At 53.4% G+C, this 19,156-nt stretch carries 15 protein-coding genes; 8 read left to right on the top strand and 7 right to left on the bottom strand.

Annotation, left to right across the window (positions count from 1 at the left end):
* Positions 1-39: 39 nt before the first annotated feature.
* Both WDJ57_RS21365 and WDJ57_RS21360 read right to left on the bottom strand, forming a co-directional pair.
* Complete coding sequence (locus WDJ57_RS21365; protein WP_338904362.1) at positions 40-1,029, bottom strand: hypothetical protein; 990 nt, start codon at positions 1,027-1,029, stop codon at positions 40-42.
* Positions 1,030-1,205: 176 nt separating this feature from the next.
* Positions 1,206-2,177, bottom strand: coding sequence for an NAD(P)-dependent alcohol dehydrogenase (locus tag WDJ57_RS21360; RefSeq protein WP_338904363.1), 972 nt, complete (start codon positions 2,175-2,177; stop codon positions 1,206-1,208).
* A gap of 367 nt (positions 2,178-2,544) precedes the next feature.
* On the opposite strand from WDJ57_RS21360, the gene WDJ57_RS21355 reads away from it, so the two are divergent.
* Positions 2,545-3,147 carry a site-specific integrase gene (locus WDJ57_RS21355; protein ID WP_338904365.1) on the top strand — a complete coding sequence of 201 codons (603 nt, stop codon included), beginning with the start codon at positions 2,545-2,547 and terminating at the stop codon, positions 3,145-3,147.
* Positions 3,148-3,276: 129 nt separating this feature from the next.
* Here the strand turns inward: WDJ57_RS21355 and WDJ57_RS21350 are convergent, their stop codons facing one another.
* Positions 3,277-3,999: a homing endonuclease associated repeat-containing protein gene (locus tag WDJ57_RS21350; protein WP_338904367.1), complete on the bottom strand. Its 723-nt coding sequence runs from the start codon at positions 3,997-3,999 to the stop codon at positions 3,277-3,279.
* 235 nt (positions 4,000-4,234) lie between these two features.
* Here WDJ57_RS21350 and WDJ57_RS21345 point away from each other — a divergent pair, with 235 nt between their 5' ends.
* The 3 genes from WDJ57_RS21345 to WDJ57_RS21335 all read left to right on the top strand — a co-directional run bounded on the left by WDJ57_RS21345 (position 4,235) and on the right by WDJ57_RS21335 (position 6,314).
* Entirely contained in the window at positions 4,235-4,963 is a 729-nt protein-coding gene (locus tag WDJ57_RS21345) for a hypothetical protein (RefSeq protein WP_338904369.1), read from the top strand.
* Positions 4,964-5,156: 193 nt separating this feature from the next.
* Positions 5,157-5,747, top strand: a complete 591-nt coding sequence (locus WDJ57_RS21340) for a hypothetical protein (protein WP_338904371.1) — start codon at positions 5,157-5,159, stop codon at positions 5,745-5,747.
* Between the two features lie 300 nt (positions 5,748-6,047).
* Positions 6,048-6,314 (top strand): hypothetical protein, encoded by a 267-nt coding sequence (locus WDJ57_RS21335; RefSeq protein WP_338904373.1) that lies wholly within the window; start codon positions 6,048-6,050, stop codon positions 6,312-6,314.
* 241 nt (positions 6,315-6,555) lie between these two features.
* Here the strand turns inward: WDJ57_RS21335 and WDJ57_RS21330 are convergent, their stop codons facing one another.
* Positions 6,556-8,412 (bottom strand): DUF7282 domain-containing protein, encoded by a 1,857-nt coding sequence (locus WDJ57_RS21330; protein WP_338904375.1) that lies wholly within the window; start codon positions 8,410-8,412, stop codon positions 6,556-6,558.
* A gap of 470 nt (positions 8,413-8,882) precedes the next feature.
* Between WDJ57_RS21330 and WDJ57_RS21325 the strand changes: the two genes are divergently transcribed.
* Positions 8,883-12,017: a PQQ-binding-like beta-propeller repeat protein gene (locus tag WDJ57_RS21325; RefSeq protein WP_338906491.1), complete on the top strand. Its 3,135-nt coding sequence runs from the start codon at positions 8,883-8,885 to the stop codon at positions 12,015-12,017.
* Between the two features lie 410 nt (positions 12,018-12,427).
* On the opposite strand, the gene WDJ57_RS21320 is transcribed toward WDJ57_RS21325, so the two are convergent.
* On the bottom strand, positions 12,428-13,846 hold the full coding sequence (locus WDJ57_RS21320) for an argonaute/piwi family protein (protein ID WP_338904381.1): 1,419 nt from the start codon (positions 13,844-13,846) through the stop codon (positions 12,428-12,430).
* Positions 13,843-15,231 (bottom strand): hypothetical protein, encoded by a 1,389-nt coding sequence (locus WDJ57_RS21315; protein ID WP_338906490.1) that lies wholly within the window; start codon positions 15,229-15,231, stop codon positions 13,843-13,845. The genes WDJ57_RS21320 and WDJ57_RS21315 overlap by 4 nt, the downstream gene beginning before the upstream one ends.
* A 166-nt stretch (positions 15,232-15,397) precedes the next feature.
* On the opposite strand from WDJ57_RS21315, the gene WDJ57_RS21310 reads away from it, so the two are divergent.
* The 3 genes from WDJ57_RS21310 (at position 15,398) to WDJ57_RS21300 (ending at position 17,057) form a co-directional block, all read left to right on the top strand.
* Positions 15,398-16,267 (top strand): hypothetical protein, encoded by an 870-nt coding sequence (locus WDJ57_RS21310; protein WP_338904384.1) that lies wholly within the window; start codon positions 15,398-15,400, stop codon positions 16,265-16,267.
* 95 nt (positions 16,268-16,362) lie between these two features.
* Positions 16,363-16,722, top strand: a complete 360-nt coding sequence (locus WDJ57_RS21305) for a hypothetical protein (RefSeq protein WP_338906488.1) — start codon at positions 16,363-16,365, stop codon at positions 16,720-16,722.
* Between the two features lie 11 nt (positions 16,723-16,733).
* Entirely contained in the window at positions 16,734-17,057 is a 324-nt protein-coding gene (locus WDJ57_RS21300) for a hypothetical protein (protein WP_338906486.1), read from the top strand.
* 24 nt (positions 17,058-17,081) lie between these two features.
* Here the strand turns inward: WDJ57_RS21300 and WDJ57_RS21295 are convergent, their stop codons facing one another.
* Complete coding sequence (locus WDJ57_RS21295; protein ID WP_338904387.1) at positions 17,082-19,043, bottom strand: hypothetical protein; 1,962 nt, start codon at positions 19,041-19,043, stop codon at positions 17,082-17,084.
* Between the last annotated feature and the right edge of the window lie 113 nt (positions 19,044-19,156).

Genomic DNA, 19,156 nt, shown 5'->3' with positions numbered 1-19,156 from the left:
CCGTCTTGTTTGACAACCCAGATTGTCGACCAGGCGACGTCAGGTCTCGCCACCGGATGGAGTGTGGAATTTCTGTCCTGGGGAGAACTGCGTGAGTTCGTCGATTCGGGCTTCGAGCGTTTCGATTTCCTCGCGCAGTTCGTCGGCTTCTGGGTCGTCGGTCGCAGCGAGTTGGTCCTTGAGTCCCTGGAGTCGGGTCTCTTTGCGGTCTTCGTCAACCTCGGCCTTGCGAACGTACTCGCTCTCGTCGATCTCGTAGACCTCCTCGGGCGAGAGTTCGGTCACCTCGAGGGCCTCGTCGACTTTGTCGGCATCGACTGTGGTCACGCGCTCGCGGTCGATACCCGCTTCTTCGAGCGTTGCCAGCACGTCCGGATCGTCTTTGAGCGAGCGGTATTCCCGACTGGTCCGCTGGACGGAACCGAACTGACCGTGGACTGGCTGGTCGTGATGAACACGGTCCAGCAGGAGGTCCGCCACGTCTTTGCGCAGGTCGTCAGTGCCGCGCTGGACATCAGACAAAAGCGTGTAGAGATTAACCAGCGCTGGTGTCTCCATCGTTTCGAGGTCGTCGACGTCGTGGCGTTCCATCGCGTCGACGAGCAATAGCAGGTCCGCATAGACCGGGCGGTCGGGTTCTGCCCGTTCGTCACCTGCGGCTGTCTCCTCCTCGGCGGGGACCCGCTGAGAGCCGGTTGGCTTGTCACTCGCGCGAATCATGCCGGCCTGCGCGTCGATTTCGAACCGTGGATGGAGTGTCAGCACCGCCGCGTAGGGATCAGCGTCTGGCGGCAAGCGGTCGATATCGAACCCGCCAGGAGCGTCTTCGACGCGGCGGATCAGCGTCTCGAACTGGTCGCGCTGGAGGGGTTGGCTGTCCCCGCTTTCGGCATATTGGATGACGATCCGAGCGTCCTGGACGCTCGTAATGGTGAACTGCTTTCCAGAGAGTGGACTCAACAGGGTTGCGTCCCCATCAAGCTCGTCACATTCGTCGCGGAGATTTGCCCAGGTTCCGCCTACAGACATGGCGGTGAGTAGGACTGGCCCCTACAAGGGTGCTTGGACACACTGCCCCACTAAAATACCAAAATGGCTCGACAGTTCTTCCCGATGGGTTCTCCACATCGTCCGACCAGGCGGGATTACGACGCTATTGGGTCACGAACGAGCGCATCTGGTCGTACTCGTCTGAGGGGACCCTGTCAATCGAGCGTAATCACGGCCGTGCCGCGCTTGTGTCCAGTGTCGACGTATCGATGTGCCTCGACGATCTCCGCTATTGGGTACCGTCGCCCGATCACCGAGCGGATCTCCCCGGCGTCGAGGAGTTCTCTTAGCTCCTTGAGATATTTTCTCCGCACGCCCGCCGACTTCATCCCCGTGGCCGCGAAGACGGCCCGCCTGTCGCCGACCAGCCTCGTCCGGGCCATGTTGAAGAGGATTCGTCCCGACGGGACCGTCGTCACATACAGCCCGCCTGGGTTCAGCATGCCCTTGAACTGCGCGAACGACCCCTTGCCCACGGCGTCGAAGATGACATCGTACGTCTCGCCTGTTCCTGCGACGTCGGTGGTCGTGTAGTCGACGACCGCGTCGGCGCCGAGCGAGCGCACGAGGTCGACGTTCCTGGTGCTGCAGACGCCAGTGACCTCGGCGCCGATGTGAGCGGCGATCTGAACGGCGAACGTCCCGATGCCGCCCGAGGCGCCGTTGACGAGGATGGACTGGCCCGGCTGGAGGTCGGCCACGTCCTGGAGGAAAAGCATCGCCGTGAGGCCGTTGTCGGCGACCGCGGCGGCCTCGGCGTCGCTCACGCCCGGGGGCGTCAGTTCGAGCGTGCCGTCCTCGGGAACACAAACGTACTCGGCGTGCGCGCCCGACTCGGGTGCGGTCGTCCCGAACACCCGGTCGCCGACGGTGAAGTGGGTGACGGCTTTGCCGACGGCCGCGATCTCCCCGGCGAACGCGTCGCCTGGGATTGACGTAGGTCGTCGGAGGCCGCTGAAGAAGCGGACGGGGAACGGTCGTCCCTCGCGCATGGCCGAGTTGGCCGGTCCGACGGTGGACGCCCGGACACGAATCAACACCTCGTCCGGCTCCGGGGTGGGTTTCGGCGCCGAGTAGAGTTGGAGGACCTCCGGGCCGCCGTACTCTTTGGCTGCGACGGCTTTCATTCTCGTGTCGGTCTTAGTCGTTCGTTCGGTGGCAATCGTCGGCATTTCGAAGAAGAAGTAGGGCAGCGAGTGTCGTAAGTTGAGTGCTCGGTTGGGGGCTGTACTGGGCAGGTCTGGTTCCGGTACGCTGCGTGCAGAGACAATGACCGAGACGCACGGTGTATCTCGCACAGCAGTTCTAACAGCGGCCGGACTCCTCGCGCTCGAATCTATGGGTTCTGTTGCTAATCCCTACCAGTGCCGACTTCACGCACAAGTCGGAAACGAACCTGCGAAGCAGCCCATGTTTCCGGCGTGATCACGCCGGATACCCCGGCGTTTCGTATCGACCACTAGATACTAGGCGACGGAAAGGTAACAAAGCAACATGCGTCTGGAAGCGACCAGTGCCGACAACGAGGTCAAGGTCTGGCTGACCGACAGCGAGGTCGAGGACCTGCGACGAGCGACGGTCAGCTATCGCGACGACATCATCATCCAACTCGGCGCGTACGTCGGACTTCGCGCGTTCGAGATGCCGCAGGTCCGACCGGAGCACATCAAGACCACCGACAGCGGCCAGTACCGACTCCGGGTGCCACGCGGGAAGGACACGACCGGGAGCGGCGGCAAGCCCCGCGACGCCTATCTACCGGCCGACGTCGAGCGCGCACTACAGCAGTACCAGAACGCCGAGAACATCGCGCCACGAGACCCCTTTATCGATCTGTCCGAGCGGGGCGTCCGTGCCGCGGTGAAGCGGACGGCAGAGGCGGCTGCCGACGAGACAGGTGACCCAGACTTCGAGCACGTCTCCAGTCACGATCTCCGCCGGCGTTTCGCACAGCGCCTGCTGGTGGACGAGAACATGAACCCGCGAGTGGTCATGCAGGTCGGCGGCTGGGACTCGTTCGCGGCCATCGAGCCGTATCTGAACGCGCCCACGCCCGAGGTCGTCGACCAAGCGTTTGCTGAAGCTTCCGTCGATTGATTGGTGAGCGGATTACTCAAGTTTTCCAGATGCAGCTGAGATCCTCAAATTCATGCACTCAACACTGTATGTGTCTTCCCGAGATTTCACTTAGATTTCAAACAAAAATTTTGACGTGTATGTTTACACCTACGACTGATCACACCCGGCGGTGTCGAGCGCATCGGTCCATGTGTCGAATCGCTTGTAGTAGGTACCCGGGCTAAACTCACCCATCTTTTTCATTTCAGTCGTTGTCGGGGGCTTCCCAAGTTCCTCTTCAAGGCGCTGCAATTCCCGCAGTAGTTCGTTGTCTGAGACTTTCTCCTGTGCTGTTCGTGGCTTCAGTCCCGCAGCCTCAAGCGCCTCGTTCCACGAACCAAATCGGTTCCGGTAGGTGACTACGTCGTACTCGGTATAATCAGACATCTCGCGACGGGTCGGAGACCGTCCTAGATCATCCGCTGCATCACTGAGGTCGGCCAGCAAGGCCTCGCGTGACCGTTCATTACGATTTGGGTTCGGTTCGAGCCCTGCGGCTTCGATAGCCTGGTTCCAGGATTCGAATCTGTTTTTGTACGTTTCAATGCCGTGATGGCCGTGATTGTTCATATTCCGCTCCGAGGGAGTCTTGTCGAGGTCCTCCGCTAACCGCCGGATTTCAGCGAGTAACGCATTATCTGGAATTCGAATGCCAGTCGGTTTGTCAATATTCGCGGCATCAAGCGCATTGGCCCATGAACCGAACTCGTCTCTGTAATCGAAGATAGCGTAAGTACTGTGTTTCTCTATTTCGTTGGGAAGTGGTCCTCTCCCGAGGTCGTCAGTCAAACTCTGTAAATCATGGAGCATCTGCTCCCGTTGAGATGACATAGAGAAGTGTTCCCCTGTCACTGGTGTAATTACTACTGGTCGTTTGCCAGGAAGCGGTAAAATTCCCTTCTTCAAAGGAGCCATGACTGGCTTCACGGGCGTGATGAACGGCTTCCAGGGGGAGCCTGAATCTGCTTCAAACGGTGGAATACCTCGCTCTTGGGCCTGAATACAATGAGGTAATGGAGTGATTGTCCTGCTAAGCGCGCTGCGGTAAGGCGCGCGGTGAACAACTATGGAACGACGCAAATTCCTGATCGGAATGGGATCGCTCGCCGCTGGCGGGGCGGCTGCAATGGGTACCGGTGCGTTCACTACGATGAGCGCAGAGCGGAGTGCGAATATCAATGTCGTGAATGATTCATCCGGTCTTGTCAGTCTCATTCCGGATGGTGAACAGGTCTGGGAAGATAACGGCGAACTCTATATTAACACGAGTATTGGCGATGGCGATGCCGGGAACAATGAGGGGAGTTACGGTGTGAACCAAGACTCCACATACCAATTCGGTGAAACTGAGGACGCAACGTGGGATATTGAAAAGTATCGTGGTGAAGGGGCGGGTGCAGCTGGTTACTTCGACGTTGACAGCAAAGACGATAGTTATGCTGAGTGGTATGGAACCCATTTCTCGGGCGAAACTGAAAAGGAAACTGCCCGCGCCTGGGGTTCTGCCAGTTCTCTTCCTTCCCTCCCTGGCGATGGCTCTAACACGGTGATTGAACCTTTCTTTACAGTGCAAAATAATGACTCGCAAGCCCACGATATCAGATTGACGTTTGACGATGAGATCGTCGTGGCTCTTGGCGAGACTATGGACATAGACATAGACGACGGTAGCGACGAGTTGTATATCGAGTTCGAGGATGTCGGTGCCGGGGAGATCGTTGCTGTCGCGCTCGTCGTCTTAGCGGGTGACAGTACGGTGGATGCGGAAGGAAGTATCACCGTGAGCGCCAACTAAAACAAAATCAGAACTTCAGGGAGAGACTGAGACGCTCGCGTTCGGTTAGTGACAGTTCCCTCTCCTGATATTACAAATACCAATGACAAACAGACGAAAGTTCCTGATCGGAATCGGATCGCTCGCCGCGGGCGGGGCGGCTACAATAGGTACGGGGGCGTTTACGACGATGACTGCGGACCGTTCCGCGAACATGAATGTCGTGAATGATGCAAATGGCCTAATTACGCTTCAACCGGGAGCAAAAGCTGACGAACGTGTCTATTATGATTCTGGTAGCTTGGTGATTGATTTCACAAGTGATCATAATGACGATGGTGTCGTAGAGGGACAGGGGGTTAATGTTGATTCGCGGTACCAAGTTGGCTATTTCGGGAAATACGACTGGATGCCCCCAGAAGACAAAATCTACCCACCAGAAAGTGCGGGGTCTGGTGATCCTTACGAACTCCCGGCATTCTCTATTCTCAACCAGGACACTATTGCACATTCAATCACTATTGGGTATGATTTCACGAGTGATCCTGGTGGCTCTGAGATTTTTATCATGGGATCGTCCAGATCAGCAGATGCCGTGGACTCCTCTTCGAACATCCCAAAACGCTCTGACTGGTTCCCCGGAGGAGACGGAGAATTAGTTTTCAAAGATTATGGAGACGATGGCCAACCAGGTGACATTCGATTAAAACCAGGTGGACGCATTGGAGTCTCCCTCTTCATAGACACAACAGGTGGTTCAACTGATGATGACCTCTCCGGAACACTAACAGTTTCCTCTGACTAATCTTACTTCCGCGATTGAATCTCAGCCAATCGCACAATCATACCTCTTTAGTTAGGAGATGAACCGTATGACAGCAGCTGCTTAGGTGGCGGTTGCGCGTCCAAAGAAACGCTTCTCCAAAATTGCACACACATCGATAACGGAGTGTGTGCAATCTCGATTCATTCGGATGCAATTCTCGAACGTTGACGAGGCGAATGCTGTTGTTGAGATGGCTCCTTTATATATAGATCTGTAGTCAGCCACTCGAAAAAACTAGGATGCTGGGGGGTGTGTGCAACAATACAGATGCGACTCCGGATGAACGACGAGCGCGAGCGTCGGTACGAGGCACTCCTCGAGGCGACCGGTGAGAATACGAAGAGTAAAGCGCTCGATACGGCGGCCACCTACTACACCAGGATGGCGGGTGGGACCGATGCAGTGCCGACTGGGAAGATTAAGGATCTGATTGAGCTAGCCGAGGAGCAGGGCAGCGTCACGCCGGCGGAGATCGCTGATGTCCTCGACACTGATGAACTTCCTCTGCAGTTTGAGACGGAGTGGTCCGTCGGCACTCAGAAGTAGATGGCCTTGTTGAGATCCTTCGAACGTGACAGGTTTCAGCGGACGTGCTGAATACAGAGCGCAAATTCAGCACCGACTCTCCGGTAACCAAATACGGCAAGATGTGACCGAGATGACTGGGATAGTGTCTACTCATTCACGAAGTTTAGTCTATCGCGACCTATTGGCTGGTTATTTTTTGCGACCGATTTGGTATATAACGGCATAGTCAGCGACGGTGAACGGGTTAGGAAAAGGACGGTCAGTCGGTGCTGATGTCGGTATCCACGCTAACCGTCGCAGTGTCTACCACAACGCCCGAGTCGTTAGTGTACGGCGCATCAACGACACTGCTATTGAAATCGTATTCCCTGTTGTTGTTCGTGTCCAAGTGGGTAATCGCGGCGAGAGTCATTTCGTCGTCGATGTTGTCATCCAGTTCAATACGCACGTCGTAGTGTGTACCCGCAACTAGGTACTCGCTGGTCCCGATCTCGTCGCCTCCTGCATAACCAGCGCGGATGGTCACAAAGCCACCTTCCGATGTTACTACGCGGTCGATATTGACTATCTGGGTGCCGTTTTGTGCGACGGATTGATTACTGAGTCTAATACCCGCCACAGATTCGGTCGCATCTTGGTTGCGGACAATATATTCCCAATCGTCAAAGGGTTCTCCGTTACTGTACTGGAATGCCCCCACAGGAGCGTTGTAGTTCATGACGCTCTCATATTCCGAAAACGGAACCTCTTTGGAATCTATCCCTTTGTACAGGTCTGGATCTAGTCCTACCGAATGACCAAGTTCGTGCATGAATATGTTCGCGGTTCTCTCATGAGAATACCTCTCCTCACCATTAACGCTCGTCTGGAATACAAATGAATCACCGCCGGCAAAACCACCCACATCATCACCATCGGAACGTGCTTCACGTACTGCTATAGCATAATGATATCCGTAACCCTCATAATCAAAATGTTTGTTGGCTATTGCGTTCTTCTGTTCTTGCTCAGTTGTTGGTTCAGTTTCGATCGACTCATCAAGAACGATATGCAGTGAAATACCGGTTGAGCCATCAGGATTGTCAATGGGCGCCTCTTCGTATGCTTCTGCGACCAGATTCATAGCCTCCTCACGTGGCTTATATGACTGCATATAATCAACTTCGACAAAGACGTCCATCCGTAGTGGACTCGACTCAGATAGTGCTTCAGAATTGAGTTCAGCCCCGTCTGTGAGGCCATCCCCATCAGTATCAGGATTAGTAGCATTTGTTCCATACTTTTTGAATTCCAGATCACTCAGTCCGTCTCCATCTGAATCTGGAGACAGAGGAAAAGTTGACCCATTAATCTCTATGTCATCACTCAGGCCATCTCCATCGGTATCCTCATCCGTCGGGTCAGTGGAGTGGATTAATGCTTCGTCTGCATCACTGATTCCATCACTGTCAGAATGACTCAGTAATGGATCAGACTTCCACCGATTGATTTCTTCTCCATCCTTGAGACCATCCCCATCCGTGTCAGGGTTTGTGGGGTTAGTCTCGTACTTGGTAACTTCTGATCCATCATTAAGTCCGTCACTGTCAGAATCAGCACTTGTTGGAACCGTTCCGTATTCATTCAATTCTGCACTGTCTTCTAGGCCATCTCCGTCACTGTCTATGAGCCCGGGATTTGTTCCTAATTCTACTTCTCTTCCGTCTGAAAGTCCATCGCTATCAGAATCAGCACTCGTTGGATTCGTTCCGTATTCATTCAGTTCTGAACCGTCGTTAAGGCCATCTCCATCACTGTCTGCGATCTCGGGATCAGTTCCTAATTCTGCTTCCCTGTCGTCTGAAAGGCCATCACTATCAGAATCAGTCGTTTGGTCATTAGATGGTGTCAGTTCTGAATCCGTTCCCGACGCTGTTTCTTTCGACGATGAAGTGTCTGTTGCCGTTGACGATAAAGAGTCTGTGGCTGACTGGTCTGTACCCGAACCTGAGGCTGTCGCAGTAATATTACCATCTGGAACAGAAGTGGGCTCCAAAATATATAGTCCAGTTGCAATCCCTACAACAAACAGGGAAAATATAATAATAACTGTAATTAACATACGTTTAAATTTCATGTATATTATCTATACATCCAATCTCAAAAAGACTTCCCAATCTTGTGGTTTTTGAGTGACAAAAAGCCACTTGTTAGATTCGAAATTACTTGAATCGATCGTAACGACGCAACGTATGAGGCACTGGCGTAACTTTCGCTTAGAGTGAGCACTGGTCTGGAGCGACCGGCTGGTCATGGAACTCACGCCGATTCCCTGCCCCACTCAACCTCTGTATCGGTCACGCTGTTACTGACAGATATAGAGTGGTTTACGAAGGAACTGATTGATACACAGCGCAAATACTGCACACGGTTCAGAGAAAATTATAAGTCATTAATCATTTTTGTAAGTGTATGGAAATTTCGGGTAGGGGCTTTGGCCGATCAGCGGCAACGGATATCGACTCTCGGCGATTGCAGCGAGGGGAGTGATGATCTGATGAGCAAGTTTCCACTGGGACGGCGAGATCTCCTGAAGACCGGGGGTTCATGCTGATGGGAGCGCCTGGAATGATTCGATCGGCCAGTGCTCAAAATGCGTCGGGTGGTGAGGTGATGTGGCTCTTTGATACGGATGGTAGTGAACGTTTCACCGCATCGCCAACAGTGGTAGATAGCACCGTCTTTATCGGGAGTGACGATCCCAGCCCTGGGAGCAGTGATGGTACTCTGTATGCATTAAATGCTGCCGACGGAAGTGAGGTGTGGTCATTTCAACCTGGGTTCGGTATTGGGTCAGCACCAACGGTGGTCGGTGGCACTGTTTTCGTTGGGACTGCTGGTGCCAAAGTTCACGCTTTGGATGTGACTGACGGAAGTGAGCTGTGGTCAGTAATGACTCGCGGGGGTATTGAGTCGTCGCCGACAGTGACGGATGGCACCGTCTTTTTCGGGAGTAACGACGGCAACGTGTATGCCCTGAATAGCGACGATGGCAGCGAGATGTGGTCGTTCAAAACAGATGATAGGGTCACATCATCGGCGACAGTGGTGGATGACACCGTTTTCATCGGCAGCGTCGATACGAACGTGTATGCATTGAACGCAAACGATGGCACGAAGGTATGGTCATTCAAAGCTGGCAGATATGGGTACGTCACCTCGTCGCCCACAGTGGCAGAGGGTACCGTCTTTATTGGGAGTGATGACGGCAACGTATATGCATTAGATGTGGCCGACGGAAGTGAGGTGTGGTCATTTGGAACTGGTGCGTCTGTCACCTCGTCGCCCACAGTGGCAGGAGGAACCGTCTTTATTGGGAGTGATGACGGCAACGTATATGCATTAGATGTGGCCGACGGAAGTGAGGTGTGGTCATTCGGAACTGGTGCGTCTGTCACCTCGTCGCCCACAGTGGCGGGGGGTACCGTCTTTATCGGGAGTATTGACAATATGTATGCGCTGGACGCCACGGATGGGACTGAGGTGTGGTCAACCAAAACTGAGAGGGGCGGTTGGACGTCATCAACGGTGGTGGATGGCACTGTCTTCGTCGGGAGAGGTGACGGCAACATGTATGCACTGCATGCTGGGGTTGAAGGATCGAGCGAAGGGTCACGAGTGAATTTGGGAACCCTCGGCCATCATCACACGTGGGCTGGCAATGAGTTGGAACCAAGTAAGCCAGAACCCGATCCTGGCGACCAAACAGTCGAGATAAGTTTTGAGAATGTACGTCTGGTTCAGGCAACAGAGAACACCCGATTGGTGGGTTCTGATATCGAAGCGGATGTTCCGAAAATCCCCGACCTCATCGTAGGGAAAGAAACAGCCGTACTGTTCGAGTTAGAGGGCGAAATTGAGACCATTGAAACGGACACGCTGACGTTTGAAGCGACGCAAGTAAGGGAATCTGGTGAGCCAGTATCAATCTCGTTTGAATTGACCAAATCTGAAGTTGAACTGCTTATGCGGGGGGGTCAAGAGATTGAAGTTTTCCATAACAAAGACTGCGTATTTGCAACAGAAGAAACAATTCTGCGACCTGATGTTACGGAGATTCAGTTGACCGCCAGACCTGACGACCCGGTAGCCTCTGCACGCCTCGTTGCCGACGATGACTTTGCCACGCGTGAAACGGGGGCGATAAATATCGGATTTATCGAACTCAAAGATGCCGAGAATGGTACGAGATACGGAAATAATGACGGGCGTATTGTCCCTGGATCCAGAGACGAAACACCACGGGACAGGTTCGAGCGACTGGTTACAGAGTATATTGAATTTATCGAGAGTAACTTTCCTGTCGCCGGGATCAATGATTTCGTCCATCCTGATGTGATGCGAGCAACAGCCGATTCGAATGATTACAGGAAAGATCTGAAAGAGGCACGTGATGCGCTAGAAATGTATACTCCAATTGAGCTTGATGTTACACTTGCAGTGGTGCCGGATTCTCTCCCCGGACAAGACGACTATTTCAGTTTTCATTCGAAAGATAACGTAATAGGCATCCACCCATCGAGTTGGCCGACCCAACCACAGGCCTCAGCTGCGATGTTGCCTGTCGGTGCCGAGACGGCCGCTCATGAAATCGGGCATCACTTTTTAGGGAATGATGGTTCCTGCAGTGAAAGCTTTGACTCCGGTGTTTTTGAAGATGAGCTTGCTATGCGGCGTGTTGCAGATGATTTTGACGACTGTACCATTTCAACTGATGAGGTCGACAATGCACACGTCCGAACTAGAGATCGGGGAGATGATGATCCGGGGCTTGTCTCAAATGGGTATGATTTGTCCGATGGATCACTTTCGGTAGTCAACTTTCCAAGCCCTGTAGAATCGATTATGAGCTACGCGCACACTGTAGGAGAAACCCCGAACGCGGAGTGGATAGATACGTTCACGTATCAAAAGTTGATCGACAACGAATTTGAACCAATTCCTCCTGAAAGCATTGACGATGTCGTTGAGCCAATTCTGTCGGGAAGAGCCATCACGACAGAAAGCGGTGAGACTGAGGTCACCGCACTGATTCAGAGAGAGGGGAGACCTGCACCATCGGCTGGCGACGATGGGAACGTTTCAATTACCACCAGAGACGGAAGGGGAGCTAATATTGAAACGACGACTTATCGAGACGAAGCAGTGGATACATTTCAGGGTGCTGGTACTCCCTCAGGTTCTACTGTAACTGGGGAATTCATATTTACCATCCCATTTCCCGAAAATACGAGGGAAGTGGAAATCAAGCAGGGGAATGACAATATATCATTTAATCCGATAATCCGTTCAGTTCAAGATCGAATTGAGCGGGTTCCAGATAACGCATTCGTAGATGAGCCTGAGAGACGGAGACAAGACCTGCTGGATATGCTGAGTGAACTTGACGAACAGATGGATCAAGAAGATTACGAGGCTGCGTTACAGACAGTGGCGGATTTTGAGGGTAGCATAGGGAGTTCAATAAAGGACGAGTACGAAACAGGTGCTATCCAACCCACAAAGGATGAGCTTCGTGATCTACTTGTGGACACCGAACTTCGAATCAATACAATCGAAGCCGAAGCTACTGGTGGTGGCTTATTCTTTGGTTTCTCAATAGAGGAAATCGCTGCGGGAGGAGCAGTTACAGCCGGTCTTGCATATCTAGCTTCCCGGATGATTCGAGACGAGTCTAAGTGAGACAAACTGGCACTACTGTTTGAAAAGAGTGGCGTTGTAGAATATACTATTTATTGGCATTATTGAACAGTCCTTGATGAACCCTCTATATTCAGTACGCCGTTTGTATCAACTGCTGAGGGTTTCAACAGAGCCAACCCGAAATATCTGATATCAGAGGATTCGGGAGACTTGCCATTCTTGTATCGTTCTATTCTGAGCCAGTGACAATAAGAAATAGCCGAAAGTAAACATATCCACGCTGAACGGCCTTAGCTATCTAAGAGCTGAAGCGGTTTCCGCGCGTCGACGATGCATACCACTGTCTGACAACCAGAAACCGGAGAACTTGCTGGCTCCTGCTGGGGAGGGTATTCCTGCCACGTACAAAGTCGGGCAATCTCATTGGGTAGGGTAACTCGCCCGATTTGCTACATGTAGTGGTAGTAATGGATATCCAGACTCGTGTTTTGGGCCTCGGCCTCAGCCAGGATGTTCCCCACGGCATCCGAGATCCCAATCGTGACCGGGAGCTTCGTGCAGAAGTCCGAAGTGTTCCAGTCCAGTTTCGTGAATGCCAGCATTTCCCGGCACAGTTTCTGCGGCGACGAATCACTGACCTCCGGATCCGGCTTGACCACGATCGGCTCCGGGATATTTGACGCCGGATACGTCGACAAGGCTGGGATGTACCCCTTCGTGTACAGGTAATGCTCCTCGTTATTGGGTGCGGAGATCATTGTGCCCCGAAGCGCTGGATAAATACCGGAACTCAAGGCTCGGACTGGGTGCCGTTCTCGGACTGTGATGAAATCCATCAACTCGATGTTCCCAGCACCTTTGATGAAGCCCTCTCGCTCCTCTTCCCAGAACTCCGACCGCTTGTGAAGCACCAATCGCCGGGGCTCCGTGCCCTTGTGGCTACGGTAGTGCCTGAGAATCTTCTTGACCAGTTTCTCGGCGTCGTCCTCTGCGAGGTGGTTGTTGCCTGGTCCGTGTTTCTCTCCTTCGACGGGGTCGCCTCGAAGGATGAAGTTCTCGCCTGTCTCCAAGAAAACTTGGGCCATTGCTGTCCGCGTTCGGGATTGGTCTCCGCCTCGCTCTTTGTAGAAGGAGATCCCGGCGAAGCATGTCCCGTCCTCCAGCTCGGTTAGTTTCCAGGGATGGCCGCGTTGCGCCTTGTACAGTGTTCCGACCGCGATGTTCCATGCGATCTCGGATTTGTCCTGAACGTCCTCACCGCGGAGGGTCTTCGGCTGCATCAGCTGTGTCGGCAATCCGACTTCCATCCCGAGCAGCTTGATCCGGTTGTGGAAGTCACTGGTCTCTGACTGCATCTGGGCATAGTCCTGGTGGGATGGAGTGCAGGCGTCCCACATCGCTTCGGGAATCGCGATGAACACGACGTCAGGTGGCGTCTCCTTGGCGTACAGGACTTCGAGGTTGATCTTGATGATCTCGACTGCTTCTTCCAACCGGTCCTTCCGGCTGCGGATCTGTTTCAGGTCCCGGATCTCGCCGCGAGTAATTGTCTGCCGCCACCGCTTCTGTGTGTTGAACGTGAAGTTCAGCGACGATCGTTCGCCAAGGCCAGGGAACGGTGGTTTCCACCGCTTCGACTCGTCTTCGTCGGCGGTGATCGCCAGCTCCATGTCCTTGAAAAGTTTCTCGATAGCGCCGAGAGATCGGCCAGACCCGATGTATCCGATGTTGATGACTTGGTGTTCGGATTTACCGGATGGTGTTCTTGGGCCGAACTCCATTAGCCCGACTCGAGGGTCGATGGCTTCCTCTCCGTTGGCGAACATCAGGCTGGGTTCGTCGAGGACTTCAGCGGTGAATTCGCTCATTGGAACTCTTCTAGCCACTTGTTCTGCATGGTGTCGTCCCGTTCGTCGGTGTCTCTGGGTGGTCTTTTGTTGACTTCCAGCATCACGGGTTCTGTCCCGATGTCCAGTTCGTCCTGTTTGGGGTTGCCGTAGTCCAGGATTTTCCACCAGTGGTTGATCCGGCTCCGTGTTTTCCGGTTGTTCCCGTGTCGGCTGGGGCTGAACCTGTCGTGCAACGGTTTGGCTTGTTCCCCGGTGATTCGGTTCTTTTTCCCATTAGAGGTGAACAGGATAGCTGGTTTCAGGGTCAGGAAGTACTGCCCCGAGTATTCGAGGATGCCGATACGGATTGAGTGGTGCCGGAAGAACGGGGACTCTCCGTCACCGAAGTACCTAGTGACCTGTCGCCCCTCTTCTTCCCGGACCTCCGCTTCGGGGTCTTCGTGTGGGAAGTAGAGGTGGTAGTTGCTCCGGTAGTTTATCGCGATACAGCCCCGATCTTCACCCTTGGAGAGGACAACGGCACGGATCAGTCGTTTCCCGATATCGGCGTTCCCCTGGTCGGCTTCTACCCACGACCGGAACCCGGTCTCCTCGACCGTGTCCGGGGCGATGAACTGTTTGACCGCTTTCGGCATTTTCTCAGGCGGCAACAGGCTGTAGACTTTGTTCGACTTGAACCACGTTGGCACCGTGAAGGGCCTGAGCTTGAATGCGACCTGCTGTGTCGCTCCCTCCACTTGATCTCCGATGTACAGAGTTTCAGGGTGCTCTGTTATCTCGATGAGGTTGGTGGTCAGCTCTGACCGGTCGGTAATGGGTTCGGCTTCGCGCTGGAAGAAGTCTGGTTTGAACCGGTCGTCTTTCTCGAACTCCGCAATCTTCATCAGGAGCGAGTCGTAGTCGGCCTGGTAGACGTGGGTGTCACTCAGGAACTCCTCGAAATCGTCCATTGGATAGCTCTTGATCTTCCTTCGGTGGTCGTCCGAGAGTTTGTCGTTCTCGCAGACCCGGTCGTAGAATTCTTGGATTGCATCGTCGGTCTGCTTGGTGACGTCGAAGATCTTCCGCCACTCATTGAAGTTCTCGAGGTTTCGTCCGAAGATAGCTACGTCAAACCGTTTCTCAGGAGGCCGGTCCATGTAGTGGAGGAAGTACTTCCCCATCTCCTCAAGGAATTTCTTCCCGTGACGGCGCTGGTCCGTCCACTTCAGCTCGACCCAGACCTCCCGGTCACCCCTGATCTCTGGGAGTTCGTATTTCTGGTCGACAAGCCCGCCATGGGTGGGCGATGTTTCCGTGATGTAGAATCCCATCGCCTCCATGTACTCTTGGACCTTTTCCCCGTAGATTTCCGAGTTCTTAGCGAGGGCCTCGCGTTCGCCTAAGAGGTTGGTGAGTGCCACGTTATGCCGAACCTCACAATGGAGTCCCTAAATCATTTCGTCGCAGTGAACAGTCCCGTATTCAGGCCGCGAATTTGATTTCTGGCCACGGTTTAGGGAGTCCAAGATTCAGATTCACTATTTTCAATACAATAATTAGATTGGGTGTTGTTAGCCTCGAATAAGCATGACCTCTACACTGAGCATAGGGGAGGTAACGGCCCTTCTCTTGGACGAGAGATTTTACTCGAACCCGTTACGCCCCAAAACCTTCTACAAACTGTTATACTTCGCTGACAAGGAACTCGATGACATCGGATTGAACACGGATGTCCAGCACTTCTGGTACAAGTTCGGAACGATGGCGAAGACCGGTGGATCCCCGGTCACAGTAGAGTCGAGTGACGATGGCCGAGAAGTCCGTTGCAGCCTTTCCGCTGCCCAGGTCAGCCTTCGAAGGGAGGAAGAAACGAAGGCGCGTCTCGCACTTTCTCGAGTACTCAACCGTCTGTACGAACAAAATACGGAGGGGCTGACTGATGACATGTACGAAGAGGCGCCTTACGATGTCCAGCGCCACTACCGACGACTGGACAAACAGCTCAGTGACGCTACCGACGACAAACCAGATTATCCCGAAGTAGATCCCAGCAGGGAAGCAGTCATCGACACAGTCTTCCATATCATCGACACCTTCCCGGTCGACGACTACCCATGGCTGGAGGAAGATCTTGATCTCTGGTACTCGGTTGTAAGTGCCGAACTCGATGCCGAAGAGTACCGGCCGCAGAAAGCCCTGAAGATCTCTGAATTATTCTGGACCATCTTCTGTATTGACCTTGCCCAACGCGAAAACACGGGGTTGGCCCCCGAAGAGATCGCTGAGGAACTGGACACGCAGGATCTCGAAGGCCGCCAAGAGGACATCCGGAAAGAACTCGAACTGATCGAGCGAGAACGCTCCCGCCTACACACAGACCTGGAAGAGAACCATGTAGTGTCCGAAGCCGCTGACGGTGTCGCAATCGCCCTCCTCGGTCTTTCACCCACCCCCTAACCACCCTTCCCTCCATGACTCGGTATTTCGTAGACACCAACTGCCTGCTCGGACTCACCTTCCTCAACGACCGGTGGTACCCAAACGCCAAACGATTGTTCGACACCGACAACACGATATACACCGGGAAGAACGCCGTCTACGAGTACTGCTCCAGTACCGAGGACAACAGTCGGCGTTCCGCCGACGTCCGGTTAGACCGGGACGAAGGCCTGTACGGGGAGAAACGGGCGAAGCTTCGGTTGAAGCTGAGGCAGTTCGGGAAGAAACTGCAGACCTACAGTGACGACGAGCTCGATATTGAGACGGTGATGGACGAGTACGTCGACCGGTTCGAGATGAAGGAGTCCGAGGAGAAGGAGGTCCGTCCACGGCTCCAGAAGTACTTTGAGTGGTACTTCGAGAAGGAGGAGAACTCACTCGGCGGACTGCTCGTGAGGCTGCTCGGAAGCTGAAGGACGTCCTGATGGAGCGGTCGATTAAGCACAAGGACCAGATCGAGGCCCGAGTCTATCTGGAACCTATTCGAGACCGAGAATACCCTGATGTGGAGCGAAGGTTGAAGGAGTGGCCTGTCCACATGAAGAACGACGCTGATATCGCTTTGATCTGTGATGCCATGTTCCTAAAGGAGGAGATCGGTATCAGCCACTTCGTGACTGGCGACTTCACAGACATCTACTCAAACCTGGACTGGCTCCACGAGAATCTCGGGTTCAGCGTGCTGTACTTGCTGGATATTTTCGCGGGCGAAGAGAAGCCTACTGCGGGATTGGACCTGGACGACTAGTCCTCCTGGGAGGCTCGACAGGGTTTAAGCGAACGGGTCTGCTTCACAGTCCTCGGTGAGATGAGTCTTTACATCCATTGTCACTTCGCCACAAAGCTCGCACTCGATAGGGCCGTGTCCAGCATCTTCATCAATGACCTGGAGACGAAGGGAGTGATCGGTATACCAGAATCCGGACTCTCCGATAGAGTAATTGACGAGGATGTCCGGTGGCTGGGCTCTGTCGTCTCTGATTGATAGAGCGTCAATGAAGTATTCGACATCTTCTACATCTTCCTGTAACTCCTCAACTAGCTCGTCGAAGGACCCTGAATACCCTTCGAGGCCAACGGTTATCTCGTCTCCTTCTTTACCCCATTCCTGTTCGAAATCTTCAGCTATCTCGTCGGTCTCGAACTCGAAAGCGAAATCGAAGGCACCCCAGATACTCCCTATCAGCTCGGACTCAAACCTGTCCGCTGCTCGGGTAACACGGTCAACGTAGACACCAGTGACCACTGCATCCTCCCCGATTTCGCGGAGACTTTCAACAGCTTCTATTGCATCATCCCGTTCGATATCCGCCTCAATTGCTTCCCGAATAACTTCCGCGTGAGACTCTGACATTTCGAGGGGTACCGGGATTTTCGTGTCTGTGATCAGCTGCAGATAGTACAGCTGCTCGATGAGTTCCCGTTCAAACGGGTCATAGATAGAGGGGATGTTGAACGAGGTTGGTGAACCGACTTCGAATTCTTCCCCTCGCTCCTTATCGTGAATCACTGTGCTATCGACACCCACCCCTTGCTGGAGATCCTCCATTTCAAGAAGTTCGTAGTACTGCTGGATATCGATCTCATTTAGAGTGAACGTGATGTTGAGACCAAAGAGCGGCTTAGGTGTCAGTCCCTGAACCCCCTGCTGTGCCAGCGTTACCATCACTGGATACTCTGGAGAGATGGAAGCGTCGTTTTCAGTGATTATCTGGAGGGTCTTTCCGTCCAAACTGAGCCGACTGGCGACGGTACGTTCATATGAGGATTCCGCCAGTAGCTCCGCAATCGCCTCTGTCCGCGGAAGAATTAGCACACTATGCTCATTCCAGATTTTTACCCATCTCTGCGGTGATTCCTCACCGTCGGAAGGACCGTAGAACGGAACGCTGAACTCACGTTCCTCCTCTATCGCTGCCTTTGCTATTCGCCGGAGATACGTGAAGAGGTCGTGAACTCGTTCAGCTATGTCCAGCGAGTGTTCAAGGAGGTGGTCAACCGGGATCCCGGTCAGGTAGGCCTTTTCCTCATGCTTGCAAAGGAAGAGTGCGAAGTCGAGGTCAACCGCGACATCTACATCCTCTTCCCCTTCTCTTGAGATCTGGAACTCGTTGTCTGTTTGGGGGATTATCCGATTCCCGTGTTTGACTGCGTTATACGCGTTCCCGAACTCAAGATAGAAGTTCCCGATATCCTGTATCTGTTCATCCAGCATCTCAGCTGACTGCTCAACGAGGTCTTCAATCGAGTCTGCAGATAGCTCGTCGAGATCTATCTGTTCCAACTGCTCCTCGTCTGCGTCCTCTGTGATGAATCGGTAGCCAAACAGTGATTCTAGGAGGTCCCGGTAATCGGCCTCGATATCGTGGTCATCCAGGTACTCCGCAACTTCTCCATCGTTGAGTTTGGTGTAGAACGTCTTCACCTCTCTCGGGTAGGTGGATATGAGGTACTTCACTAAGTCCTCGCGTCCCTTGATGTAGGCGAGATAGTAGATACTGAACGCTTCCACGTACTGCATCACAGACTGGAAAATCTCGATTTTCGAGTGGACGAGGACCTCATCGTCTTTCTCGTCAGTATCTACCTTGACTCCTCGGTTGAGTTTCTGCTTGGACTCCTGGATATGGTAATAGAGGATATCAGGGTCGTGGGCTAAGTCGATGAATTCCTCGGGAGTTCGGTCCTCTGATTCTGACAAGAACTCTATACTCCCAAGAAAATCATTTGGCATATTTGACAAGACGATGTGGGTTGTTTAAACAGTTCCGCAAGGGGTGGAGCTGCCGCATTGTCGAGACTAGTTAACAGTTCGTCGTGCGCTTCTGGATTTGAGCCGATGATGTA

The organism is Salinibaculum sp. SYNS191, assembly GCF_037338445.1.
Classification (GTDB): domain Archaea; phylum Halobacteriota; class Halobacteria; order Halobacteriales; family Haloarculaceae; genus Salinibaculum; species Salinibaculum marinum.
The sequence above is the reverse complement of the archived record's forward strand: the minus strand, read 5'-3'. Positions and strand labels throughout refer to the sequence as shown.